Source organism: Acuticoccus yangtzensis (assembly GCF_001927245.1).
In the GTDB taxonomy this organism is placed as follows: Bacteria; Pseudomonadota; Alphaproteobacteria; order Rhizobiales; family Amorphaceae; genus Acuticoccus; species Acuticoccus yangtzensis.
On record NZ_MJUX01000001.1, the window covers coordinates 103,122 to 127,501 of the forward strand.

Sequence of the window (24,380 nt, forward strand, 5' to 3'; positions counted from 1 at the left end):
CCCCCTCATGCCGACCATTTGGCGGCGCGTTTTTCGAGCACGCGCTGCAGGCGGACCATGCCGGCGATGATGATCATGTAGATGATCCCGGCGGCGATGATGGGCGGCAAAGGCTCGTAGGTGCGGGCCGAGATGCGGTCCGTCACGCGGGTGAGGTCGACGATGCCGATGACAGCGATGGCCGGGCTCGCCTTCACCAGAAGGGTGGCCTCGTTCATCAGCCCCGGCAGCGCGGCGACGGACATTTGCGGCAGCATGATGCGCCGGAAGATCGCGCCCTTCTGCATCCCCACCGCCTGCGCCGCTTCGATCTGGCCGCGCGGGAAGCTCTGGTAGACGGAGCGCCAGATCTCGGCGTTGAAGGTGGCGGTGTTGAGGAGGAGCGTGAGGACGCCCGCCGTGACGGCATCGATATTGATGCCGACGACGGGCAGGCCCACGAAGAGGAGCAGCACCAGGGTCACCAGCGGCGTCGCCCGGCCAATGGAGATGTAGAGCGCCAGGAGCTGCGACAGGACGGGGATCCCGGCCACGCGGCCGAGACCGAGGACGAGGCCGAGGGGCACGCCGCCGACAATCGCGATCGCGGAGATCCACACGGTGGTCCACGCGCCCGAGAGGAGCATTTGAAGTTCGGTGCCGGTCACCCGTCCCGCCTCCGGTCCGGGGCTCTTATTCGGCCGCCGTCAGCTCTTCGTATTTCTCAACCGACGTGATCGGCTCGGACGGCAGATCCGGGAAGGCCTGGCCGAACCATTTTTCCTGCAGCTCGGCGAGCTTGCCGCTCTCCTTCATCTCCAGGATGAAGCCGTTGATGAACTCCAGCAGCTCCTCGTTGCCCTTCGGCACGGGGTAGGCGTGGAAACCGGGGCCGGAGACGGGCTCGCCCATGGCGAACTCGTCGCCGCGCTCGGCGATCAGGCTTTTGGCGGAGATGATGGAGTTGACGGTGTAGTCGAGGCGGCCGTTCTTCAGGTCCTCGTAGATTTCGGGATAGGACGTGTACTCGACGACGCGGCCCATGGAGCCGCCGGTCTCCTCCAGCATGGCTTCGAGCTCTGGCAGGCGGGAGAGGAGCACCGAGCCGGCCTGCACGCCAACGGTGAGGCCGTCGAGATCGGCGATTCCGTTGATGCGGTCATCGTCGGCGCGCTTGATGTAGTAGTGCTGGGCGGACGCGGTCGGAACGGCGAAATCGAACACGCGCAGGCGCTCGGTGGAGATGATGGAGCCGGTGATGGCGGCGTCGTATTTGCCGGCGCGCACGGCGGCGAGGAGGCCGGACCAGGGGAGGATGTCCTGGCGAATCTCGAAGTCGGCATATTCTTTCAGCGCCGCGACCATGTCGTGGGTGAAGCCGGTCGGGGTGTCGCCCTCCATGATCTCGAAGGGGGCGTAGTTGTCTTCGGTGGCGATCGCCATGTAGCCGCGCTCTTTGATCTCGCTGAGATCGGCGGCGCCGGCGGCGGCGGGCGCCAGGGCAAGGCTTGCGGCGACGGCCGCGCTCAGAAGGGCTTTGTTGAAATCGAACATCGGGTTGCTCCACCGGTGAGGCGCAGCGATCGGCGTGGCGGGTGGGACCACGGCCCGTGCGGCGCATGGGGAGCCGACGTGCAACTGCGATGCCAGGGGCGCGGGCCGAGGGTCGCAATCGGGGGACGCGGTCAGTCGGTGCCTGTCGCTTCGCCGTCCGCACCATCGGCGCGGACCAGGCGCTGGTGGCGGCGGCGGTACATTTCCACCACCGTGCCGAGGGGCGGCGGAACAGGCTCTGCCATGGCGGCGAGGGCAGCGCCCATTCCCGCGGCGTCGCCCGCCCGGTCGGCCTCGGCGAGGCGGTCGACCGCCCTTCCCGCCGCCTGAAGCGCCGGTGACGGCGGATGGTTCGGCCCGCCGATGAGGCCGTAGACGTCGATCGCCTCGGTCTTGCCCTTCACGCGCACGCTGTCGACGAGGGCGAAGACGTAGCCGGCCGGGCGCGCCTGCTCGGCGGTGCGCGGGCCGACGAGGATCGGCATGCCGTAGCTCTTCGTCTGACTCTCCAGGCGGGAGGCGACGTTCACGTCGTCGCCGATCACCGAATAGTCGAACCGCTGGTTGGCGCCGAGATTGCCGACGCAGCAGATGCCGGTGTTGAGGCCGATGCCGATCGCGACCTCGGGGAAGATGCCCTTCGAGACGAGGTTGAAGCGCTCGAGCGCCGTCATCATGGACAGCGCGGCTTCGCAGGCGTGGGCGGCGTGGGCGAAGTCGTTCAAAGGCGCGTTCCAGAAGGCCATGATGGCGTCGCCCATGTATTTGTCGATGGTGCCGCGGTGCTCCAGGATCACCCCGGTCATCTCCGACAGGAAGGCGTTGAGGAAAGCGGTCAACTCCTCGGCGTCCATCGTCTCGCCGATGGTGGTGAAGCCTCTGATGTCGGTGAAGAGGATGGTCATGGGCCGCATCTCGCCGCCGAGGCGCAGGCGGGCGGGATCGTCGGCGAGGTTCTCCACCACGTCGGACGACACGTAGCGCGAGAAGGCGTGGCGGACCCACCGCCGGTCAGCGCGCTCACGCATCGCCACCCAGGCGGTGGTGGCAAACAGGGTGACGCCGCTCGCCAGCGAGGCGAAGGACGGGTCGAGGAAGAGCCCGGCACGGGTGAAGGCGAGGTAGCTCGCCGCGAAGACGAGGGCGATGGTGGTGCAGCCGACGATCACCGCCGTCTGCGGCGAGAACAGGCCCGCGGCGACGGCAAAGAGCACGGCGAGGACGACGAAGACCATCATTTCCAGGCCGTCGGCCCAGTCCGGCCGTTTCAGCCACACCCCGGCGACGATCTGCTCGATCACCTGGGCGTTGATCTCGATACCGGGGATGGCGACGTCGAGCGGGGTGGCCTGGAGGTCGAAGAGGCCGGTGGCGGTGGCGCCGACGAGGATGATGCGCCCGGCCACCTCCTGCGGGTCCACGAGCCCTTCCAGCACCCACCAGGCGGGGATGTTCCGCTCGGCCCGCTGCGGGGTGTAGTGCATCAGAAGGCTGCCGTCGGCGGTGGTGGGCACGTCGAAGGCGCCGATGCGGATGGCGTTGACCCCGGTCGCGGCACCGAAGGCGGTCTGCCCGCTGGCGTTAGACGAGCGGATGACGAAGCTCTGGGCGTTTTGGGCGACGCGCAGCGCTTCGGCGGCGAGGCTCGGCACGTAGACGCCGTCGCCGGCGTGGAAGATCAGGGGCACGGCGCGCACCACCTGGTCGGTTCCCGGCATCCAGTTGAGCGCGCCGAGGCCGAGGGCGGCCTGGGCGAGCTGCGGCAACGGGCCGGACACCTTGCCGAAATTGGGCACGAAACGGTCCGGCAGGTCACCGGCGAAGGCGAAGCCGGCCTTGGGGTCGGAGAAGCCGCGGTCGGCGGCGGGCGCGTCCATCCCCGGCCCCGCCCCGGCTTCCAGCAGCACGCCGACGATGGACGGCGCGTTCTGCAGGGCGACGGCGAGCTGGTCGTCGCCGCGGGGAACGCCCTGGAGCGCGGCGGCGACGCGCTCGCGCTCCGGCCCCTCGGGCATCAGCCGGGCGATGTTTTCCGGCGACATGCGGTCCGGCTCGGAGAAGATGATGTCGAGCGCGATGGCGGCGGCGCCCATCTCGGTGAGCGCGGCGACCATCTCGGCGACGCGGGCGCGGGGCCATGGCCATTGGCCGACGCGGGCGAGCGACTCCTCGTCGATGGCGACGATGCGCACCGGGGCGCCGCGGTCGAAGGTGCGCGGGGCGAGGTGCTGGTACTCGTCATAGACGATCGTACGTAAACGCTGCAGGGCTGAATAGTCTTCGCCGCGCACGACGAGGCCGGCCGCGACGAGGGCGAGCGTGATGAGGGTGAGCGGCGCGACGCGGCGCACGAGGCGGCGCCAGCGGCTGGGCCGTGGCCCCGCTCCGCCCGGCGGCTTGACCGGAGCCGGACGCGCCTGCGGCGGCGGGGCCGGCGCAGCGGGCCGTTCGGGCGAATGCGGCCCCGTGGGCTCGGCGATCCGGTCCATCGGTGTTTGACCTCGTCGTCTCGCCGGAAATGTTGCCCAGACGCGACACACACGCGCCGAACGTCGAATCACGGCGCGTTGACGCGTGCGCTCCCCTCCGCAGCATGTCAAGTTTCGGTATAGCTCTTTACAAGATTATATTTGTCGCAAGTCGCGAGGGTTCTCCATGGGGGTTGAGTGGGTTGCTTGCCGCGCCACATTTCGCGCGGGTTGGCTCGCCCTTATCCTTGCGGCATCGCTGATCACGTGCGGCGTTGCGGTGGCGCAGGAGGCGGCGCCGACCCCGCTGGAGCAGCGGCGCGACCAGCTCTTCATGGCGACGCTGAACGACCCCGACAATCTCGACGTCGCGTTCCAATATGCCCTCGTCTCCGCGCAGCTCGGCGACTTCGAGGGGGCGATCGCCACGTTGGAGCGGATGCTCGTCTTCGCGCCCAACCTGCCGCGGGTGCAGTTGGAGCTCGGCGTTCTCTACTACCGCATCGGCGCGCGGGAGATGGCGCGCAGCTATCTGGAGGCGGTGGCCAACCAGCCCAATCTGCCGCCGGCGGTGCGCGAGCGGGTGAACACCTTCCTCGCCCAGCTCGACCGGCAGGACCGGCGCCTTCTCGTCACCGGCCAGGTGGTGGGCGGCTTGCAGGTGCAGACCAACGCCAACTCCGCGCCGGGCGACGACGTGGTGGTGCTGAACGGCATCCCGGTGACCCTGAACCAGGACGGGCGGGCGAAGGGGGACTGGAACGTCTTCTCGATCGCGCGGGCGCATTTCTCGTATGATCTGCGCAATCAGGGCGATCTGATCGAAGCCGACATCACCAACTATAACAGCGTCTTCGGCGATCTGACGCAGCTCGACCTCAACATCATCGAGGCGCAGGTCGGGCCGACATTCGGGCTCGGCCGCGTCGGTCTCGACCAGGCGCGGGTGGGCGTTTACGGCATCCTCGGCGCCAATGCGCTGGGCCATTCCATCTACTCGACCACCTATGGTGCGGGGGCGCGGCTGCAGGCCTCGCTCGCCGAGACGCTGCTTTATGACGGGCGGGCCGAGGTGCGCGTCCTCAACTACGACAACTCCACCTATTATCCCACCGTGCGGCTGCAGACCGGCGAGGAATATCGCGCCGTGGGCCAGCTCACCAAGCTGTGGTCGCCGCGGTGGATCACCTCCGTCTCGGCCGGGTCGCGGGTGGTCGACGCGCGGACGGACTTCAAGAGCTATGCCGAGGTGACGGGGTCGGCCAACGCCACCTACCGCTTCATGGGCCCGTCCTACGGCCCGCTGGCGGAGGGGGTGCCGTGGGCGCTCTCGCTGACGGGCGGGCTCCTCTACCGCGACTATTGGGGCGCGGACCCGTTGGTGAACGCGGACGAGACGGAGGAGGACTTCGCGCTGTGGGCCGAGGCCGGCATCTCGGTGCCGATGGAGCAGAACATCGCCGTCTTCCTGACCGGGCAGATCCGCCATCAGGCATCGAACTACGACACCCGTGAGTACACCAATGCGATCTTCACGCTTGGTGTGTCCAAGAGGTTCTGACCCCATGGCCACGATGACGAAACCGCGCCTCGCCCTTCTGGCCGCCACCGCGATCGGCACGGTGATGGGGGCCGGGCCATGGGGCGCAGCGCCCGCCGCCGCACAGTCGCGCATCGGCGTGACGACGGCGGTGAACCAGAGCACCGACGTGGAGCGCCGCGCCGCGCGGAAGACGGTGGTGATCGGCGACAACATCCTGTTCCAGGACCGGGTGATCACGTCGAGCGACGGCCTGGCGCAGATCATGTTCGTGGACGGGTCGGCCTTCACCATCGCCGCCAACTCGCGGGTGGTGATCGATGAGTTCGTCTACAACCCGTCGTCCGGGGCGGGGTCGCTGGCGGCGGAGGTGACGCAAGGGGCACTGCGCTTCGTCGGCGGGCGGCTGTCGAAGAACGGCGGCCAGGTGCGGTTCGGCACGCCGGTGGGAACGCTGGGCGTGCGCGGCGGCATCCTGAACCTCGACCTCAACCCGCCGTGCCTGCCGGACGGACGGTGCCCCTCGGCCACCGCGTCCCTGGTGTTCGGCGACGATCTGATCCTGAACCCCGGCACGCCGGGCCAGCGGCGCATCTACGACACGGGCTATTCGTTCGTCTTCTTCGGTACCGGGGCGGGGGCGCAGGTGGAGACGCTGCCGACCTCGCGGCTGGACCAGTCCGTGTTGCAGCAGCGGTTGTCGGGCACGCCGGGCAAGAGCGGCGGCGCGGCGGTGGTACCGACCGACGCCAACGTGGTGGCGAGCACGATCCCGGTGATCAACTCGGACCTGTCGCCGGTGACGGTGCTGCCCCGGCCGCGTCCGCAGATCGTGCGCTCGGCCTATGCGCCGGAGGATGGCGAGGTCGGCATCGGCACCGTCACCAACGAGATCCAGGTGGCGATCACCGACGAGGCGACGGCGGACGCCGGGGTCCCGCGCGAACGGCCTGACCCTGGTCCGGGCCCCGATCCCGGCCCCGATCCGGGTCCTGGGCCGGACCCCGGTCCCGAGCCGGAACCCGAACCCGAGCCGGAGCCGGAACCCGAGCCTGAACCCGAGCCGGAGCCTGAACCCGAACCGGAGCCCGAGCCGCAACCGGAGCGGTTGACGCTGCGTTTCGCACGCACGCCTGGCTTCCACCCCTATACGCCCGCCCCGCCGGAGGACGAGAACGTCGACTACGGCGCGCTGACGCTGTTCGCCGACTACCCGATCCGCGAATCCTTCCGATACGTGCGCAACGACGTGGGCGAGATCGTGCGCATCCGCACCTCCGGCGGCACGGTGCTGCCTTACACCGAGGCCGAGGGGCAGACGCGCTTCCGTCTTGAAACCAACAGCTTCGGCTTCAACGAGACGGGTGAGGACGCGGACGGCGACGGGACGATCGACACCGCCCCGGTCAACGGCGTGATGATCCGCGGTGCGGACGACTTCGTGCTCTACTACATGCAGCCGGACGGCCCGCGCGGCGCGTTCCAGCAGGTGTTGTTCACCGGCTATGGCGGCGTCGCCACCCCGGCGGAGGTGTTCTTCCCCGAGCGGGGCACGCGCGAAGGCGTGGTGCGCACCTATCAGGTGGGCGACAATCCGCAGTGGGTGCGTCAAGGGCTGAACACGGAGCTTCCCTTCCTCAACCCGCTTGTCGCGCGCGAGTTCGGCCGTGCCCTGCTGTCGGCGTCCACCACGGACCTGCTGATGGTCGATTCCGACAACTTCGTCGACGAACCGGCGACGTTGCAGGCCGGCCTCGTGCTGCGCGGCGAAGGGGCGCTGCAGCGCTCGGCCATCTCGGTCGGCGTCGGCTTCGTCGAGGAGTCCTACGGCAGCGACGAGCCCGGCGCCAACGTCGTCGGCAGCCGCCGCGGCACCTACCGGGCGCAGTCCAACTACGGCGCCGCGGCGATGACCGGCTCCCTCTCCAGCGCCGACTTCCTGATCGACGGTGAGAAGAAGACGGTCTACGGCCGCAACGGTCAGACCTTCGCCATCGTGCCGGCCGGCATCTCCGCCACGGACGGCTATAACGACGACACCGCCAATTCACCGCGCGAGACGAAGGTCGGCTTCGTCGACGTTCAGCCGGAAAGCGGCGGGATCTTGAACCCCGATACGGAGCTGACGAGCGGCACCGGCGTCCTTGCCACCCTGCAGCGCGAAACCCCGGTGACCGCGTTCGACCGCGTCGTCGGGCAGTTCGAGGGATTTGCGGCGGGCATGCTGGAGTCGGACGGCGGCGGCAGTCCGATCGTGATGCGCTCGACCCGCACCGGCCATTTCGCCATGCAGACCCTGGTCCAGCACTCCGGCGTCGGCGGTGTGGCGATCCTCACCGACGTGGAGAATTCCGGCGACATCACGCTGCTGCAGGCGGCCTTCGGCGTCGGCACGCGCGATCTGACCGAGGATCCTTCGGTCACCGGCCAGACCGAGGCGGCGATCGAAATCGTCACAGGTTCGGCCGGAACCGGCACCTATGTCGATCACGACACTTACGCTGCGATCGAGGCGGGCTATGCGGATCGCCCCGGCAGCCCCGACACCAAGCTCGTCGGCACCACCGGTGGGGTGATGCAGCAGGTCGAGGGGGTGAACCCGGCGACCTACGTTGTGCCGTCCACCTTGGTGCCGAACAGCGAGATCTTCGAGAACGCTGGCGTGACGGAGTGCGAGTGCGCCTTCCTGGAATGGGGCTGGTGGGGCACGCAGACCGAGGTGCGAACGGCCGACGGCGGAACGCGGCGCGATTTCGTCCACCTCGGCACCTGGGCCGCGGGCGACGTGACGCGCCAGGTGGACATGCCGACGAGCGGGTCGGCGACCTATAACGGTCATGCGGTCGGCAGTGTGTCCAACACCAACGCGCTCGGCACCACGCAATATGTGGCCGCGGGCGAGATGGAGATGAACTTCGACTTCGGCGAGCGCACCGGCCGGCTGGACATCCGCAACTTCGACGGCCGTGACTTCGGCGGAACCATCTATTCCGACGACGCGCCGGACGCGCTGAACCAGTTCAGCGGCTATGTGACGGGCGGCGAGCTGATCGGCGGGGAGATCCCCTCCATCAGCGGCGCGGCGACGGGGGCCTTCGTCGACGGTCCGCAGATGCGGGCACAGGGCGTGATCGGCTCGTTCAACGCGGCCGAGGCGAACTGGCGGGCGACCGGCACCTTCGTCGGCGAGCGCGACCTCGGCGATATCGGCGTGAATCTGAAGGCGGGGCGGCGCTAGGGGCGATCGTGTCTCGCTCTCGGTTCGGCGCACGCAGGGTGCGGCGGACCGAGAGACGCCTTTTGCGAGGCGTGAACGTCGTGGCGGCGCGATGCCGCCCCCGACGCGGAGCGCGGCCGGATGCGGCGGCAGGGGGATGGCGGGACCGCATGGCAAAACGCGGTTCCGAAATCCGGCAAAGCGGCTAAAGTGTCTGCAAAAATGCCGAGGACACGCCACGCCCATGCCCATCGACCCTTTCGGCGCAGAGCCCCGCGCGGCGGCTCGCGCGCCCTATGACGGCGCGTCGCTGCAACGCCTGTTCAATCCGCGGAGCATCGCCATCGTCGGCGTGTCGTCGCGCGAGACGTCGTTCGGGGCGCGGTTTGCCGCCAACCTCCATGCCTTCACGGGCGACCTCTTCCTCATCAACCCGAAGCGCGACACGCTCTATGGGCGGCGCTGCTACCCCTCGCTCGGCGCGCTGCCGGTGGCACCGGACTGCGTGATCATCGCCACCGACCTGTCCACGGTGGAGCCGATCTTCGAGGAGTGCGTGGCGGCGGGCGCGGGCGGCGCGGTGGTGATCGCGTCGGGCTTCGCGGAAACCGGCGACGCTGCGGCGGCGGCGATCCAGTCGCGCCTCGCCGCGCGGGCGGCGGAGACGGGTGTGCGGCTCAACGGCCCCAACACGATCGGCTTCGTGCATTACGAGACGCGATGCGCGGCGACCTTCCTCTCCGACCTCGCGTTCGAGCGGTGCTGGGACCAGCCGCGGGAGGCCCGGCGGATCGGTTTCATCAGCCAGTCCGGCGCGCTCGGCTTCTCGCACAGCCAGGCGGCGCAGCGGGGCATCTATTTCAGCGCCATCCTCACCTGCGGCAACGCGGCTGACGTGAACGTTGCGGACTGCATCGCCTATCTGACGGCGGACCCCGACACGGCGGTGATCGGGTGCCTGCTGGAGGGGATGGCCGAGCCGCGTCAGCTCGAGGCGGCGATCGCGGGGGCCGCGGCGGCGGGCAAGCCGGTGATCCTCTACAAGATGGCCAAGGGGCGCGAAGGGGCGCGGGCGGCCGCCTCCCACACCGGCAATCTCGCCGGGCCGGACGATGCCTACCGCTCCATGGTAGAGCGCGCGGGCGGGGTCTTCGTGGACGCCTATGAGGATCTCCTCGAGGTGACCGCCTTCTTCGCCAAGGCGGGTACGCCGCGGGTGACGGGCGGCATGCCCGCCGGTGCAGGAGCGCGCGGAGAGGCGGCGCCGGGCGCAGGGGTGGCGGCGACGGAGCCGACCGGTGCGGGGCCGGCGGGCACGGGGCCGGCCGGTGCGGGGCCGGCGGGCACGGGGCCGGCCGGTGCGGGGCCGGCGGGCACGGTGGTGATCGCGACATCGGGCGGCGCGGCGATCATGGCGGCGGACGCTGCGGAGGCGGCGGGCGTTCCCCTCCCCCAGCCGAACGCGGCGGTGGCGGCGACGCTGGCCGAGCGCATCCCCGCCTTCGGTTCGGCGCGCAATCCGTGCGACGTGACCGCCCAGGTGATCAACGACATGGAGAGCCTGGAGGTGTGCATCCGGGCCGTGCTGTCGCAGCCGGACTATCATTCCGTGATCGTGCCGCACGTTCTGGCCTACGAGGCGAGCCTGCCGCGTATCCGGCTGATGGACGCGCTGGCCGCGGACGCCGGCAAGCCGATCATCGTGCCGTGGCTGACGGCATGGCGGGAGGGGCCGGGGGCGCTTCAGGTGGAGGAGGCGCGGCATCTGCCCTTCTTCAGCTCGATGAACCTCGCCTTCCGTGCGTTGCGTCTTTGGACCGACTGGCACGCCCGGCGCGCGATGCCGCGCGGCGCGGCACGGCTGAGCGATCCGGCGGCGGCGCAGACCGCGGCACGGCTGATGACGCCGGGCGCCACGTTGACGGAGAAGACCGCGAAGGAGGTGCTGGCGGCTTACGGCGTGCCGGTGGTGGCCGAGGAGGCGGCGGCGACGGCGGCAGAGGCGGCGGCCATCGCGGCGCGGCTGGGGCGGCCGCTCGCCATCAAGATCGATTCGCCGGACATTCCCCACAAGACCGAGGTGGGCGGCATCGCCCTCGACGTCGCGCCCGGCGATGTGGCGGCGCAGGTTCAGGCGATGCTGGCGCGGGTGGCCGCCGCCGCGCCGGGTGCGCGGATCGACGGTGTGCTTCTTCAGCCGATGGTGCCGAAGGGAGTCGAGATCGTCGTCGGCGCCACGGTGGACCCCGCCTTCGGGCCGCTGGTGGTGGTCGGCCTCGGCGGGGTGCTGGTGGAGCTGCTGCGCGACAGCGTGGCCGCGCCGGCGCCCGTTTCGGCGGTTGAGGCCGAGATGATGCTGCGCCGCCTGCGCGGGGCGGCGATCTTCGCCGGGGTGCGGGATCTTCCGGCGGTGGACGTGGCGGCGCTGGCGCAGGTGGTGGCGCGCGTGTCGGAATGTGCCGCCGATCATGCGGGGCGGATCGCCGAGCTCGACGTCAACCCGCTGATCTGCCGCGGCGGCGAGATCGTTGCGGTGGATGCGCTGATCGTCACGCGGGGCGCGGTCCCCGCGGCGGCCGAGGCGCTGGCCTGAGCGCCCTCCCGGGCGGCCGCCGCCACGTCAGCCGGGCAGCTTCCAGGTGGCGGTGGCGTGGGCGCAGAGCTTGGCCGAGGCGTCGGTGAGGCGGCTTTCCATGAACGCCATGGTGCGGCCGCGGCGGAGGAATCGGCCCTCGGCCACCGCGACGCCAGGACCGACCGGCCGCATATATTGCGTCTTCATCTCGATGGTGGCGGTGCCCGAAAGGCCGGTCGCCTTGTTCAGGAGATGGCCCATCGAAATATCCATCACCGTGGCGATGATGCCGCCATGCAGCGTCCCTTGCGGGTTGCCGAGAAACGGTGCCACGGGGAAGGAGACGCGGCAGGCCTCCACGTCCGCGCCCGCCGCTCCTTCCGGCAGATAGACGAACGAGAGGTCGAGAAGCCGGGCGAGGAAGAAGGTTTCGAAGCCTGGCGCGGCCGTCGCCAGCGCCGTGTCCAGGCGCGCACGCACCGCATCCGCGTCGATCGTCGATTCGCTCACCCGGCGCGCCTTTCCGCTCAGTTCATCCCGCCGAGTGTGGGACACAGCCGCGGCCCGCCGCAAGCCGGCCTGCCGGACCACCCACAATCCGCCCCACACCTGAACCGACGTCTCCGGCCGAACCGCGCCCTTCGCCGCCCCCGGCGCCACGCCGTCGGTGGGTTTCCCGCGCCAAGTCCCGTGCGGCCTTATCCGCCGCGCTTAATCGGCCCGGTCTGATCTGCGCGGGATGATCCCGCCCGGCCTGATCTGCTCGACCTGATCCCGCCCGGCCTGCGCTCTCGCGGCCCCCATCGCGACGCACCAAAGTCCCGGCCCCCGGAGAAAAGTGCCGGTTTGGCGCAGCCGGCCGCCGGTGTGCACAAGCGGGCGGCAGGCGCATAACGCATAGCCGGTGCTCGGCGCGATGATTTGGCGCATGCGAGGATCTGTGTCATGACACCTAAGGCGCGGTCCTGCCGGATGGCCGACCAGCGCGCCAAGGTCAGGAGTGCCCCACATGTCCGTCATCGCCGAACGCCGGGGCCTGAGCGAGACTCAGGTGGGGATCATGCTCGGCCTCGTCACGGTCGCGATCTGGGGCGCCTACCTCGCCATGAACCGTTTCGGCACCGCATCCGGGCTGACGATGGCGGACCTCGCCCTCGTGCGCTACGGCATCGGCACGCTGGTGCTGCTGCCCTGGCTCATCACCCACAGCCCCGCCACCCTCGGCGGCCTCGGCTGGCGCCACGGCATCATCATGACGATGATCCTCGGCCCGTCCTTCATGTATTTGGCCGTCGGCGGCTATTATTTCGCGCCGCTGGCCCACGGGGCGGTGTTCCAGCCGTCCGGCCTCATCGTCTCCGGCCTGGTCCTCGGCGCCTTCGTGCTGGGGGAAACCATCCGCGCCGCGCATCTCGTCGGCATCGTCATCATCCTCGCCGGGCTCTCACTGGTGGCGGGCCCGGCGCTGTTCCAGGGCGGCAACCACGCCTTCCTCGGCGACATCCTGTTCTTCATCGCCGGCAGCTCGTGGGGCCTCTTCACCGTGCTCGCCAAGCGCTGGCGCAGCGATCCGATCGCGGCCACGGCGGCGGTCTCCATCTTGTCCGGCGTCGTCTTCGTGCCGCTCTTCATCGCGACAGACACGTTCGAGCGCCTCGCCGCGCTGCCTTGGCCGAGCCTCGTCGCGCAGGTGGTGGTGCAGGGCGTCCTCGCCGCCGTGGTGGCGACGATCACCTTCACCAAAGCGGCCCAGCTCATCGGCGCGAGCCGGGTGTCCGTCTTCCCGGCCCTCGTTCCTGGGATCGCCATCTTGATCGGCGCACCGGTGACGGGCGAGTGGCCCAGCCTGACGCAGGCGTCCGGCATCGCCGTCGTCGTCGTCGGCCTGTTGACGGCGATCGGCACCTTTCAGCGCCGCCGCCGGTGAGGTTCTACCGCGCCGCAGGCTCTGCCGCGCCGCAAGTTCAGTTCTGGTCGAATCCGACGAAGATCTGCGCGGTGCTGGGGGCTTGGATCACCACCGCCTCGTCCACATAGGCCCAGTCCTGCGAGCTCTGGTCCAGTGTGACCCGCACGCTGTGGAGCTTGCTGTAGCTCGTCGCATTGCCCTCGCGCACGGCGACGCGCAGCGGCAGGGTCAACGCACCGCTTCCCCCCTTGGGTCCGCGGATGAGCCGCCCGGCGACGCCGACGCGCACGGTCACGCCCGTGGCAGCGGGTGCGCATTCGCGTGCCGTCTTGGTGATCGAGGCCTGCCACATCAGATTGTCGTTGCCGCCGCCGGACGCCTCGCGCCGCAGGACCTCGGTCTCCGGCAGAACGTAGAGGCGGGGGCAGGCGCGGTCCGCCACCGGCTCGGCGGGGGCGGGTTCGGGCGCGGAGGGTCCGGCGCCCATATTCAACATCGAGGTCACCGCGCCGGTGGTGTCGCTGAAGCTGGTGCCGCCGCAGGAGGCGAGGCCGAGGGCCGCCCCCAGCACCAGACCGACGCGCAAACGCCGGGTGGGAACATTCAGAATGGCACGTTTCATCATGCTCGAACTGTTCGACGAATGACGCCGCTCCCCGACCAACACACAAGGCGCTCCTTGACTCCGTCGCGCTTGGTTCCTCTATGACGTTGGTGATCGTCAATCAAATTCGGAGTGACGCCGTGGGATCCGAGCGTGCTGAACTCAACGTCCTGCTCTGCGCCCCCCGCGGCTTCTGCGCCGGGGTCGACCGCGCGATTCAGATCGTCGAGCTCGCCCTCGAGAAATATGGCGCGCCGGTCTATGTCCGGCACGAGATCGTGCACAACCGTTTCGTCGTCTCCTCGCTGGAAGACAAAGGCGCCGTCTTCGTCGAAGAGCTGGACGAAATCGAGGAGGACGACCGTCCGGTCATCTTCTCGGCCCATGGTGTGCCGAAGGATGTCAAAGCGGACGCCGCCTCGCGCAACTTCTTCTTTCTCGACGCGACTTGCCCCTTGGTGTCCAAGGTCCACAAGGAAGCCGAGATCCACTTCAAGCGCGGACGCGAGATCATTCTGATCGGCCACCGCGGCCACCCGGAGGTCGTCGGCACCATGGGCCAATTGCCCGAAGGCGCCGTCACCCTGGTGGAGACCGTGCGCGACGTCGCCCACCTCACCCCGCGCGATTCCTCGCAGCTCGCGTGGATCAGCCAGACCACCCTCTCTGTGGACGACACGCGCGAAATCGTCGCGGCGCTCGGCGCGCGATTCCCCGCCATCGTCGGCCCTCACAAGGACGATATCTGCTACGCGACGACGAATCGGCAGGATTCGGTGAAGTCGGTCGCCCCGCAGTGCGACGCGATGATCATCGTCGGCGCGCCCAATTCGTCCAACTCGCAGCGCCTGCGCGAGACGGCGATCCGCGCCGGCTGCCGCAACACCCGGCTGATCCAGCGCGCCGCGGAGATCGACCTCGCCAGCCTGGAGGGTGCGCGCACCGTCGGCATCTCCGCCGGAGCCTCTGCGCCCGAACGCCTGGTCGAAGAGGTGCTGGAACGCCTGTCCGAGACCTTCCGGCTCAACGTCAGCACCGCCCGCACCGCCGACGAGGACATCGAATTCACCCTCCCCCGCGCCCTGCGCGACAGCCGTCCGGTGGAGCCCTCGCTCACCGAGACCATATCGGGCTGAACCACCATGGCGGTTTATACCGCCGTCGACGACGAAGCGTTGACGGCGTTTCTGGCGGACTACGACGTCGGCGAGCTTCTGTCCGCGAAGGGCATCGCCGAAGGTGTCGAGAACACCAACTACGTGCTGATGACGACGGGCGGCACCTTCATCCTCACCCTCTACGAGCAGAGGGTGGAGGCGGCGGATCTGCCCTTCTTCCTCAACCTGATGAACCACTGCGCCGATAAGGGCATCGCCGCGCCGCAGCCGGTGCCCCGCCGCGATGGTGCGCTTCTGGGCGAACTGTGCGGCCGCCACGCCGCCATGGTGACCTACCTCGACGGGATGGCGACCAAGCGTCCCAAGCCGCTGCACTGTGCCGAGCTGGGGCGCGGCCTCGCCGCCTTCCACACCGCCACCGCCGACTTCGGCATGCGGCGCGAGAATGCGCTCGGCGTCGCGTCATGGGGTCCGCTCTTCGCCCAGTCGCGCGAGGCGGCCGACGGCGTGGTCCCCGGCCTCGCCGCGCTGGTCGACGACGAACTGGCCGCGCTGGACACGCTATGGCCGCGCGACCTGCCCGCCGGGGTGATCCACGCCGACCTCTTCCCCGACAACGTCTTCTTCATCGGCGATGCGCTGTCCGGGCTGATCGACTTCTATTTCGCCTGCAATGATACGCTGGCCTACGACCTCGCCATCTGCATCAACGCCTGGTGCTTCGAGGATGATCTCGCCTTCAACGTCACCAAGGCACGGTCGATGATCCTGGGATATGACGCGGTGCGCCCGTTGTCGGAGGCCGAGAAGGACGCGCTGCCGCTGTTCTGCCGCGGTGCCGCACTGCGCTTCTGCCTCACCCGCCTGCACGACTGGCTGCGTGTGCCCGAAGGCGCCCTCGTGACCCCGAAGGACCCGCGCCCCTACTACGAGCGGCTGCGCTTCCACCGCTCCGTCGCGGGCCCCGTCGAATACGGCATCTGACCTCCGGCGGGGGACAACGCCTCTGCGCCGTTGCATCGGCGCCGGCGGATGTGGTCCCACGAGCGCGTTGCGATCAGCCATGAGGGAACGATGAGCGCCGACGACAGCACCGGGAACGGCGAGAGCGCCTCCAAGGGGGTGGTCATCTACACGGACGGTGCCTGTAGCGGCAATCCGGGCCCCGGCGGCTGGGGCGTCGTCATGACCTACGGCGCGCACGAGAAGGAGCTTTATGGCGGGGTGCCGCACACCACCAACAACCGCATGGAGCTGACCGCCGCGATCAAGGCGCTGGAGGCGCTGAAGCGGCCGACCCCGGTGGAGATCGTCACCGACTCCCAGTACGTGCGCCAAGGGATCACTCAATGGCTGCACGGCTGGAAGAAGAACGGCTGGAAGACCGCGTCCAAGCAGCCGGTGAAGAACGATGATCTGTGGAAGGAGCTGAGCAACCTGACCCAGATCCACAAGGTGAAGTGGAGCTGGGTGAAGGGCCACGCCGGCCATCCCGAGAACGAACGCGCCGACGCCCTGGCCCGGCAGGGTATCAAGGATCTGAAGGCGTAGGCGAGACTGCGGCAGGTTTCGCCGGGTGGGACCGCCGATGCGAGGGGAGTTCCCCCCTCGCGCTCCCTCCGTCTCGCCGACGGGCAAGCCTTCAATCCGGAAGAAGATTGAAGGCTGCATCGAGGCTGAGAAGGAGGGCGGCGGGGTCAAGACCACCGTCCTCCCCGTGCTCGCCCGCTGAAGAAGCGGCCTGCGCGCGGGTCCGGGCGGGATCTTGACCCCGCCGCCCTCCTTCAGGTCAAAGCCGGCGCTTCACCACCTCGTCGAGCTGCAGCAGCGTTTCGAGGAACGCCGGCATGTCGGCGAGCGGAAGCATGTTCGGACCGTCCGACGGGGCGTTGTCCGGGTCCTGGTGGCTCTCCACGAAGAGGCCCGCGATGCCGACCGCGATCGCCGCCCGCGCCAGCGTGGGGACGAAGCGCCGCTCACCGCCCGACGAACCGCCCTGCCCGCCCGGCTGCTGCACCGAATGCGTCGCGTCGAAGATCACCGGCGCACCCGTCCCGGCCATGATCGGCAGCGAACGCATGTCCGACACCAGCGTGTTGTAGCCGAAGGAGGCGCCGCGCTCGGTCAGGAGGACGTTGGGGTTGCCGCTCTCCGTCAGCTTGGCGACCACGTTCTTCATGTCCCACGGGGCGAGGAACTGGCCCTTCTTCACGTTGACCACGCGGCCGGTGGCGGCGGCGCCGATGAGAAGGTCCGTCTGGCGGCACAGGAAGGCCGGGATCTGCAGGATGTCGCACACCTCGCCCACCACGGCGCATTGTGCCTCGGTGTGGACGTCGGTCAGAACGGGCACGCCGAATTCGGCCTTCAGGTCAGCGAACACCGGCAGCGCCGCATCGAGGCCCATTCCGCGCTTGCCCTTCAGCGAGGTGCGGTTGGCCTTGTCGAAGCTCGACTTGTAGACGAAGCCGATCTCCAGCTCGTCGGCGATCTCCTTCAGCGCGCCGCACATGTCGAAGGCGTGGGCGCGGCTCTCCATCTGGCACGGCCCGGCGATGAGGGCGAACGGTGCGTCGTTGGCGAAGGTCACCCCGCCGACCTCCACACGGCCGAGGGGCCGCGCGCCATCCTGCGCCTTGCTCGTCGTCGGCTGGTCCATCTCGTCTCGTCCTGTCCGTTGATGGCCTCTCAATGGACCTCAGCGCGCGCCGCTTCAAGTCGCCCGCTGTTGCCGCCGTTTCAGCGAAACGCTATGGCCGAGCCTCCCCCCAGGAGGAGAAGCGACTTTGGGCACCGTCATCATCATCCCCGCCAGGTTTCCGTCGCAGCGGTTTCCCGGCAAGCCGCTTCGGCCGCTGAAGGGGGCCTCCGGCGTTGCCCGCACGCTGCTCCAGCGCACCCACGATGTGGCACTGAAGGTGCCGGGGATCGACGCCGTCTATGTCGCGACCGACGACGAGCGGATCGCCAGCCACGCGCAGGAGTTCGGCGCGAAGGTGCTGATGACCTCCGACCAGTGCCGCAACGGCACCGAGCGGTGCGAGGACGCGCTGGACAAGCTGCCCGCCGAGCCGGACCTCGTCGTGAACCTGCAGGGCGATGCGCCGCTGACCCCGGCCCATTTCGTCACCGACCTCATCGAAGGGATCGGCGACGCCGCCGTCGCCACCCCCGCCCTCCTGTGCGACGAGGAGACGCTGGCCCGCTTCAAGCAGGACCGTGCGGCCGGGCGCGTCGGCGGGACGACGGTGGTGATGACCGCGGCCGGGCGCGGGCTCTACTTCTCCAAGGAGGTGATCCCCTACGTGCCCGAGGGGAAGACCGGCGTGCCCGTCTACCACCACGTCGGCCTCTACGCCTACCGGCCGGCGGCGCTGCGCCACTATGTCAGCTTCGCGCCGGGCCCGTTGGAGGTCAACGAAGGGCTCGAGCAGCTCCGCTTCCTGGAGAACGGCATCGACGTGCAGTGCGTCACCGTCGAGGCCCGCCAGTCGATGTTCTGGGAAGTGAACAACCCGGAGGATGTTCCCCGGGTGGAGGCCGCGCTGGCACGGCTCGGGATCGACTGATCCCAAACCATCCGGCCGGCCCTGCGTTGAGACTGTGACGGCGACAGTTCGCCAGGAAAGGTCAATCGCATGATACGCGCCACATTGCCGATGCTTCTCATCGGCCTGTCCCTGCCCCAGGCAGAGGCCCTGCCGCTCGGGACCGCACCGGCCGCAACCGACCCCGCCACCCGGCTGGTTCAGCACCGCCACGGCGGCGGCTCGCACCAGGCGGGCCGCGCCGCGCCGATGATGGAGCTGTTCCGCCAGGCCGACGCCGACGGCGACGGCGCGGTGACGCAGGAGGAGGTGGACGCCTTCATCTCCTCCACCCTCCAGAACGGTGACGCGAACGGCAACGGGACCGTGTCGCTGGACGAGTTCAAGGCCATCTGGGTGGTCCTGATGGAGCGGATGATCGTCGACCGCTTCCAGTCCATGGACGAGGACGGCGACGGCGAGATCAGCCGCGCGGAAGTGGACGAGAAGTTCGGCGCGATCGTCGAGCGGATGGACCGCGACGGCGACGGCAGGCTGACCCGCACCGACCGCCGCCACGAGATGCGCCGTGGCGAGGACGGCCGGCGCGGCGAAAGACGCGCCGCCCGCGGTGAGGACCGCCGAGGACCGCAGGCCCGGCGGCCCGAGCCGCCCAGCTTCAGCGACATCGCCCCCGAAGAGCGCCGCGCTCTGATGGACGAGCACCGCGCCCGCCAGGCCGAGCGCCGCGCCGAGCGGGATGAATACCGCGCGCGGATGCAAGAGCGCCGCGCCCGCCGCGAAGAGCGACGCGCCCATGAAGAGGCCGCCGAGGCCGCTGCGGATCAGGGCGGCGCACAGGCCCCCGCGACCGCGAACTAACGATCCGAGAAGAGCTTTTGGCCGAGGTGCTGGTGTCGCCTTACGGGAGGAGAGCCGGCCCGCGGCCTGCGGTCTGATCCGGGCGGGGTTCTTGGCCTTCGGCTGTCGCCGGGCGGGTCGACCATCGTCTCGCCTTATGGGGCTGTGGAGCGGCGTCGACAGGCGCCGTTCCATCTGCGACCTTCGGGGTAATGAAGGCGGACCCCAAAGGGACCCATGACCAATAAACTGAAGACACTCTGGGCGGACGGCCGAGGCACGATCAACGGCTGGTGCTCGATCGGCAACAGCGTGGCGGCCGAAGTGATGGCCGCCCAGGGCTATGACAGCGTCACCATCGACATACAGCACGGCGCGCTCGACTATTCGGCCGCGCTGCCCATGCTCCAGGCCCTGAAGGGCTACGACGTGACGCCGATGGTGCGCGTCCCCTGGAACGAGCCCGGCATCATCATGAAAGCGCTCGACGCGGGCGCCTACGGCATCATCTGCCCCATGGTGAACAGCCGCGCCGAGGCCGAGGCGCTGGTGTCGGCGGTGCGCTATCCGCCGCACGGCACGCGCTCCTTCGGCCCCACCCGCGTCTCCATCGGCGCCGGCCCCGGCTATTATGCCAGCGCCAACGAGGACATCCTCGCCTTCGCGATGATCGAGACCGCCGAGGCGGTTGAGAATGTCGAGGCGATCGCCGCGACGCCGGGGCTGGACGGGCTCTATATCGGCCCCGCCGACCTCACCTTAGGGGTCACCAAAGGCCGCCTCGCCCCCGGTTTCGACCGGCAGGAGGAGGAGATGATCGCGGTGATCAAGCGCATCCTGGCCGCGGCCAAGGCGGAGGGCAAACGCGCCGCGCTCCATTGCGGCACGGCGAGCTATGCCGCCAAGGGCATCGGCTGGGGCTTCGACATGACGACCGTGTCGGGCGATATCCGCCTGCTCGCCGCCAGCGCCAACGCCAGCGTCACGGAGTGGCGCAGCCTCGTCGGCTGACCGGATCCGCGCAGGGAGCACCGCCTCAGCGGTGTTCCTCCACGCTGGTCTCAACCAGGCGGCGGTTATAGGCACGCAGAGCCTGCACATGGGTCACCGTGCCCACCACGCGGTCGGCATCGCGGCTGCTGACCACCGCGAGCGCGTCGGCGCCGGTCTCGTTGAAGACGCGCAGCACCGTCTCCAGCGTGTCGAACTCGCGCACCGAGCGCGGGTCGCCGCGATCGGTCAGGCTCGCCGGCTCCTCCAGGGCGGTCATGAAGGTGGTCACCGTCACCGTCTTGAGGAAGAAGCGGTGCGGCCCGTCCGACAGCACCACGCCGCGCGTTTCGAGCTGGTGCAGGAAGAAGGACCGGCCGTGGATGGCAAGGTGCAGCCCCGTCGCGATCGACACCGCCAGCAGGAGCGCGATGGAGAGCGCGTAGCCGCCTGTAAGCTCGAAGACGATGACGGTGGTGGAGATCGGCGCGCCGAGGAGCGCCGCCGCCACTGCGCCCATGCCCAGAATGGCGTAGAGGCCGTGGTCCGACGCGAGGTCCGGGAACTGCGAGGCGGCGATCATGCCGAACGATCCCCCCACCATCGCGCCGAGATAGAGGGAGGGTGAGAAGATGCCGCCGCCGAACCGGCAGGCGAGCACCAGCGACGTGGCGAAGATCTTCACCACCGTGAGGAGGATCATCGTCTGCAGCGCGAAGCCGCCGTGGAGGGCGATGTCCGTCGCCTCGTAGCCGACGCCGATCACCTCGGGCAGCCACAGGCCGAGCAGCCCCATGGCGAGGCCGCCGATCACCGGCCGCGTCCACGCCGGCATGATGATGGCGCGGGCGGTCTGATCGAACATCACCAGGGCGAACTGGAAGGTGATCGCGACCACCGCCGCCGTGAGGCCGAGAAGGGCGAAGGCGGGCATCTCCCAATAGGAGCCGATCGCATAGGCGGGAATCTCGAACGCCGCCACGTCGCCGATGACGAGGCGGCTGGCGAGCGTTCCGGCGACCGAGGCGATGACGATGGGCACGAACGCCGACACCGCATAGTGGCGCAGGATCACCTCGTGGGCGAAGAGCACCCCGGCGATGGGCGCGTTGAAGGACGCGGAGATGGCGCTCGCCACACCGCAGGCGAGGATGATGCGCGCCGCCGGGGCCGGATAGGAGAAGGCGCGCGTCATCGCCGTGGCGAGGGTGGCGCCGAGGTGGATCACCGGTCCCTCGCGCCCGGCGCTGGCCCCCGCCCCCAGCGAGATGACGGTGGAGATCGAGGACCACAGCCCGTTCCACAGACCGAGGCCGCGCCCGCCCTGGGCCGAAGCCTCGATGACGTCGGACACTGCCCCGGCCCGGCGGCCGGACAGCACGAACTGGTTGAGGAGGCCGACCACGAAGCCGCCTGTGACGGGCGCCAGCACCACCAGCCACCAGGGTGCGGCGCGCACGTTGTCGATGATATATTCGCCGGCCTCGCCCAGCCACAGCCACTGCACCCAGCCGATGCCGAGGCGGAAGACCACCGCCGCCGCGCCGATCGCAAGGCCGATCGCGAGGGCAATGAGCCAGAGGCCCGGCTGGCGGGTGGCGAGGAAGGCCTTGAAATTCTCGATCGAGCGCAGCCGCTGCGCCTCGGACCAGGCGCGTCCTTCCGCGAACTTGCGGGCGAGCCGTCCGGCCCACTCGCGCGTGTCGCGCCCGGCTTGCGCCTCCCCTTTGGCTTCCGCTGGCGCGTCGGCCGGGCTGGCCTCGTCGCCCTCCCCCTTGCCCGCGCCTGCGCCGGCCGCCGTGCCTGCGGCTCCCGTCTCGGCCTCGCCTTTGGTGGCGACGAGCCCGGCCAGCTCCTCGCGCTGAGCGTCGGCGCTGTCCTTGGCGTCGTCGGCGGCCATCTGCCGCGCGGCCTTGCGCTTGGCCTTGGCCTCTTGCGCGGCCGCAGTGTTCGCCCGCTTCTGCCCGGCCGCCTCCGGCCCGTCACCCGCCTGTGCCATCAGCCGAGCGGGGCGATGCGGCGCCCGGCCATGTCGGGCATGCCCACCTCCGCCTGGCGGGCGATCAGCCCATCCGCGGCCGCGGCCCCCGCCGCCGGAAGCGGCGACACCTGGCGCGAGTCCATGTCGACGTGGACGAACAGCGATTCGGAGGTCGCCGCCAACTGGTCGTCCTCCATCCGCACCATGGTCTGGAAGGCGTGCAGGCGCTTGGCATCCCGCCCGACGAGGTGGAACGAGACGCGCACCTTGTCGTGCGCTGCGACCTCGCGGCGGTAGACCACATGAGTCTCGACGTTGAAGATCGAGGCATGATGCTGCGCGCGGTAGTCCCGGCCGAGGCCCATGAGGTCGAAGGCGATGTCGACGGTGCGATCGAACATCACATGATAGTAGGCCATGTTGAGGTGGCCGTTATAGTCGACCCACCCGAGCTCGATATCGTAGGGCTCGGACCAGATGAGCCCATCCGGCCCGAAAGGCGGCCTGTTCGGCTCAGACATGACACGCAATTTCAAACATGACGCTCGGCTTCAGACATGACGCGCGGCTTAGGCTCCCTTGTGGTGGGTCGGGCTTTTGCTACTGTGCCGGAAAAACCACAACAACGGGACCCTCCCATGGCCGTGGCCTTTACACGCCTGGCGCGCAACGACTCCGGAATCGAGCTTGCCGTCTCTGTCCTTAAACAACGTTTCGGTGATCGCTGCGAGACCGGCCGTGCCATGCGCGAGCAGCACGGACACACCACCACCTGGCTGACCAACGAGCCGCCCGATGCCGTCGTCTTCGCCACGAGCACCGAGGACGTGTCCGCGGTGGTGGAGGTGTGCCGCACCCACAAGGTGCCGGTGATCCCGTTCGGCGTCGGCACATCGCTGGAGGGCCATGTGAATGCGCCCAGCGGCGGCATCTGCATCGATTTCAGCCGCATGGACCGCGTTCTCGAGGTGCGCGAGGAAGACCTCACCTGCACCATCGAGCCCGGCATCACCAGAAAGCGCCTCAACGAGGAGCTGCGTGACCGCGGCCTCTTCTTCCCCATCGACCCCGGCGCCAACGCGACGCTCGGCGGCATGTGCGCCACGCGCGCCTCCGGCACCAACGCCGTGCGCTATGGGACGATGCGCGACAACGTGATCAGCCTGGAAGCGGTGATGCCTGACGGCTCGGTCATCACCACGGCGAGCCGCGCGAAGAAGTCGTCGGCCGGCTACGACATCACCCGCCTCCTCATCGGCTCGGAGGGAACGCTCGGCATCATCACCAAGATCACGCTGAAGCTCGCCGGCATTCCGGAGGCGATCTCGGCCGCGGTCTGCCCCTTCCCCTCGGTCGATGCGGCGTGCCAGGCGACGATCGCGACGATCCAGTCCGGCGTTCCGGTGGCGCGCATCGAACTGCTCGACGCGATGCAGATGAAGGCGGTGAACGCCTATTCCGGCCTGACGCTCGCCGAGACGCCGACGCTGTTCCTGGAATTCCACGGTTCGGAGGCGAGCGTGGCGGCCGATTCGGAGATGGTGGCGGGGATCGCGGAGGATTTGGGCGGCGGTCCCTTCTCCTTCTCCACCCGCGCCGAGGAGCGCACCAAGCTGTGGCAGGCGCGGCACGACGCCTATTTCGCCGCGCTCGGCCTGCGCCCCGGATGCATCGTCTTCTCGACCGACGTGTGCGTGCCCATCTCGCGCCTCGCCGAATGCGTCGCCGAAACGCGGGCCGATCTGGAGAGCCTCGACCTCATCGGCCCCATGGTCGGCCACGTGGGGGACGGCAACTTCCACGTCCTCATTTTGATGGACCCCGAGGACATGGACGAGCGCGGGCGGGCGGCCACCTTCCTGTCGCGCCTTTCCGAGCGGGCGATTGCGATGGAAGGCACGTGCACCGGCGAGCACGGTATCGGCCAGGGAAAGATGCCCTATCTGCGCAAGGAGGTCGGCGGAACCGTGGACGTGATGCGTGCCATCAAGACCGCCATCGACCCGGACAACCTGTTCAATCCGGGCAAGATCTTCGCCTGAGGCGCCGCATCGCCG

The 24,380-nt window shown here is 69.3% G+C and carries 19 protein-coding genes; 11 read left to right on the plus strand and 8 right to left on the minus strand.

Annotated elements, in window-relative coordinates; genetic code table 11:
* Positions 1–5: 5 nt before the first annotated feature.
* From BIX52_RS00465 to BIX52_RS00475, 3 genes are all read right to left on the minus strand, one after another.
* Positions 6–647 carry an amino acid ABC transporter permease gene (locus BIX52_RS00465; protein WP_205647662.1) on the minus strand — a complete coding sequence of 214 codons (642 nt, stop codon included), beginning with the start codon at positions 645–647 and terminating at the stop codon, positions 6–8.
* A gap of 25 nt (positions 648–672) precedes the next feature.
* Complete coding sequence (locus BIX52_RS00470) at positions 673–1,533, minus strand: transporter substrate-binding domain-containing protein (RefSeq protein WP_075219077.1); 861 nt, start codon at positions 1,531–1,533, stop codon at positions 673–675.
* Between the two features lie 131 nt (positions 1,534–1,664).
* Positions 1,665–4,022, minus strand: coding sequence for a CHASE2 domain-containing protein (locus BIX52_RS00475; RefSeq protein WP_083659904.1), 2,358 nt, complete (start codon positions 4,020–4,022; stop codon positions 1,665–1,667).
* A gap of 166 nt (positions 4,023–4,188) precedes the next feature.
* Here BIX52_RS00475 and BIX52_RS00480 point away from each other — a divergent pair, with 166 nt between their 5' ends.
* From BIX52_RS00480 to BIX52_RS00490, 3 genes are all read left to right on the plus strand, one after another.
* Positions 4,189–5,562 carry a tetratricopeptide repeat protein gene (locus BIX52_RS00480; protein WP_139312685.1) on the plus strand — a complete coding sequence of 458 codons (1,374 nt, stop codon included), beginning with the start codon at positions 4,189–4,191 and terminating at the stop codon, positions 5,560–5,562.
* 4 nt (positions 5,563–5,566) lie between these two features.
* Positions 5,567–8,779, plus strand: a complete 3,213-nt coding sequence (locus BIX52_RS22665; RefSeq protein WP_075219079.1) for a FecR family protein — start codon at positions 5,567–5,569, stop codon at positions 8,777–8,779.
* Positions 8,780–9,002: 223 nt separating this feature from the next.
* Entirely contained in the window at positions 9,003–11,351 is a 2,349-nt protein-coding gene (locus BIX52_RS00490; protein ID WP_075219080.1) for an acetate--CoA ligase family protein, read from the plus strand.
* A 27-nt stretch (positions 11,352–11,378) separates the two neighbouring features.
* On the opposite strand, the gene BIX52_RS00495 is transcribed toward BIX52_RS00490, so the two are convergent.
* Positions 11,379–11,843: a PaaI family thioesterase gene (locus BIX52_RS00495; protein WP_205647663.1), complete on the minus strand. Its 465-nt coding sequence runs from the start codon at positions 11,841–11,843 to the stop codon at positions 11,379–11,381.
* Between the two features lie 499 nt (positions 11,844–12,342).
* Between BIX52_RS00495 and BIX52_RS00505 the strand changes: the two genes are divergently transcribed.
* Positions 12,343–13,260 (plus strand): DMT family transporter, encoded by a 918-nt coding sequence (locus BIX52_RS00505; protein WP_075219082.1) that lies wholly within the window; start codon positions 12,343–12,345, stop codon positions 13,258–13,260.
* Between the two features lie 37 nt (positions 13,261–13,297).
* Here BIX52_RS00505 and BIX52_RS00510 read toward each other — a convergent pair whose 3' ends face one another.
* Positions 13,298–13,867, minus strand: coding sequence for a hypothetical protein (locus tag BIX52_RS00510; RefSeq protein ID WP_075219083.1), 570 nt, complete (start codon positions 13,865–13,867; stop codon positions 13,298–13,300).
* A gap of 80 nt (positions 13,868–13,947) precedes the next feature.
* Here BIX52_RS00510 and ispH point away from each other — a divergent pair, with 80 nt between their 5' ends.
* The 3 genes from ispH (at position 13,948) to rnhA (ending at position 16,515) form a co-directional block, all read left to right on the plus strand.
* Complete coding sequence (gene ispH / locus BIX52_RS00515) at positions 13,948–14,982, plus strand: 4-hydroxy-3-methylbut-2-enyl diphosphate reductase (RefSeq protein WP_075219084.1); 1,035 nt, start codon at positions 13,948–13,950, stop codon at positions 14,980–14,982.
* Between the two features lie 6 nt (positions 14,983–14,988).
* A complete protein-coding gene (gene thrB, locus BIX52_RS00520) occupies positions 14,989–15,948 on the plus strand; it encodes a homoserine kinase (RefSeq protein WP_075219085.1) in 960 nt (319 codons plus the stop codon).
* A 90-nt stretch (positions 15,949–16,038) separates the two neighbouring features.
* On the plus strand, positions 16,039–16,515 hold the full coding sequence (gene rnhA / locus BIX52_RS00525; RefSeq protein ID WP_075219086.1) for a ribonuclease HI: 477 nt from the start codon (positions 16,039–16,041) through the stop codon (positions 16,513–16,515).
* A gap of 238 nt (positions 16,516–16,753) precedes the next feature.
* Here the strand turns inward: rnhA and kdsA are convergent, their stop codons facing one another.
* Positions 16,754–17,623 (minus strand): 3-deoxy-8-phosphooctulonate synthase, encoded by an 870-nt coding sequence (gene kdsA, locus BIX52_RS00530; RefSeq protein WP_075219087.1) that lies wholly within the window; start codon positions 17,621–17,623, stop codon positions 16,754–16,756.
* Positions 17,624–17,750: 127 nt separating this feature from the next.
* Here kdsA and BIX52_RS00535 point away from each other — a divergent pair, with 127 nt between their 5' ends.
* The 3 genes from BIX52_RS00535 (at position 17,751) to BIX52_RS00545 (ending at position 20,363) form a co-directional block, all read left to right on the plus strand.
* Positions 17,751–18,533, plus strand: a complete 783-nt coding sequence (locus BIX52_RS00535; protein ID WP_075219088.1) for a 3-deoxy-manno-octulosonate cytidylyltransferase — start codon at positions 17,751–17,753, stop codon at positions 18,531–18,533.
* A gap of 69 nt (positions 18,534–18,602) precedes the next feature.
* On the plus strand, positions 18,603–19,373 hold the full coding sequence (locus tag BIX52_RS00540) for an EF-hand domain-containing protein (RefSeq protein ID WP_083659906.1): 771 nt from the start codon (positions 18,603–18,605) through the stop codon (positions 19,371–19,373).
* A 216-nt stretch (positions 19,374–19,589) separates the two neighbouring features.
* Complete coding sequence (locus BIX52_RS00545) at positions 19,590–20,363, plus strand: HpcH/HpaI aldolase family protein (protein ID WP_075219090.1); 774 nt, start codon at positions 19,590–19,592, stop codon at positions 20,361–20,363.
* Between the two features lie 25 nt (positions 20,364–20,388).
* Here the strand turns inward: BIX52_RS00545 and BIX52_RS00550 are convergent, their stop codons facing one another.
* Positions 20,389–22,341 (minus strand): chloride channel protein, encoded by a 1,953-nt coding sequence (locus BIX52_RS00550; RefSeq protein WP_205647664.1) that lies wholly within the window; start codon positions 22,339–22,341, stop codon positions 20,389–20,391.
* The gene (locus tag BIX52_RS00555) at positions 22,341–22,844 is read right to left on the minus strand and encodes a thioesterase family protein (RefSeq protein WP_075219091.1); all 504 of its coding nucleotides are present in this window, start codon (positions 22,842–22,844) and stop codon (positions 22,341–22,343) included. Before BIX52_RS00555 ends, BIX52_RS00550 begins: the two co-directional genes overlap by 1 nt.
* Before the next feature lie 117 nt (positions 22,845–22,961).
* Here BIX52_RS00555 and BIX52_RS00560 point away from each other — a divergent pair, with 117 nt between their 5' ends.
* A complete protein-coding gene (locus BIX52_RS00560; protein ID WP_075219092.1) occupies positions 22,962–24,365 on the plus strand; it encodes an FAD-binding oxidoreductase in 1,404 nt (467 codons plus the stop codon).
* Positions 24,366–24,380: the final 15 nt, after the last annotated feature.

Excerpts from the sequence above, each read along its gene's own strand:
- BIX52_RS00470 (WP_075219077.1), bottom strand. The coding sequence starts at position 1,533 with ATGTTCGATTTCAACAAAGCCCTTCTGAGCGCGGCCGTCGCCGCAAGC.
- BIX52_RS00475 (WP_083659904.1), bottom strand. The coding sequence starts at position 4,022 with ATGGACCGGATCGCCGAGCCCACGGGGCCGCATTCGCCCGAACGGCCC.
- BIX52_RS00480 (WP_139312685.1), top strand. The coding sequence starts at position 4,189 with ATGGGGGTTGAGTGGGTTGCTTGCCGCGCCACATTTCGCGCGGGTTGG.
- BIX52_RS22665 (WP_075219079.1), top strand. The coding sequence starts at position 5,567 with ATGGCCACGATGACGAAACCGCGCCTCGCCCTTCTGGCCGCCACCGCG.
- BIX52_RS00490 (WP_075219080.1), top strand. The coding sequence starts at position 9,003 with ATGCCCATCGACCCTTTCGGCGCAGAGCCCCGCGCGGCGGCTCGCGCG.
- BIX52_RS00505 (WP_075219082.1), top strand. The coding sequence starts at position 12,343 with ATGTCCGTCATCGCCGAACGCCGGGGCCTGAGCGAGACTCAGGTGGGG.
- BIX52_RS00510 (WP_075219083.1), bottom strand. The coding sequence starts at position 13,867 with ATGATGAAACGTGCCATTCTGAATGTTCCCACCCGGCGTTTGCGCGTC.
- ispH (WP_075219084.1), top strand. The coding sequence starts at position 13,948 with ATGACGTTGGTGATCGTCAATCAAATTCGGAGTGACGCCGTGGGATCC.
- thrB (WP_075219085.1), top strand. The coding sequence starts at position 14,989 with ATGGCGGTTTATACCGCCGTCGACGACGAAGCGTTGACGGCGTTTCTG.
- rnhA (WP_075219086.1), top strand. The coding sequence starts at position 16,039 with ATGAGCGCCGACGACAGCACCGGGAACGGCGAGAGCGCCTCCAAGGGG.
- kdsA (WP_075219087.1), bottom strand. The coding sequence starts at position 17,623 with ATGGACCAGCCGACGACGAGCAAGGCGCAGGATGGCGCGCGGCCCCTC.
- BIX52_RS00540 (WP_083659906.1), top strand. The coding sequence starts at position 18,603 with ATGATACGCGCCACATTGCCGATGCTTCTCATCGGCCTGTCCCTGCCC.
- BIX52_RS00545 (WP_075219090.1), top strand. The coding sequence starts at position 19,590 with ATGACCAATAAACTGAAGACACTCTGGGCGGACGGCCGAGGCACGATC.
- BIX52_RS00550 (WP_205647664.1), bottom strand. The coding sequence starts at position 22,341 with ATGGCACAGGCGGGTGACGGGCCGGAGGCGGCCGGGCAGAAGCGGGCG.
- BIX52_RS00555 (WP_075219091.1), bottom strand. The coding sequence starts at position 22,844 with ATGTCTGAGCCGAACAGGCCGCCTTTCGGGCCGGATGGGCTCATCTGG.
- BIX52_RS00560 (WP_075219092.1), top strand. The coding sequence starts at position 22,962 with ATGGCCGTGGCCTTTACACGCCTGGCGCGCAACGACTCCGGAATCGAG.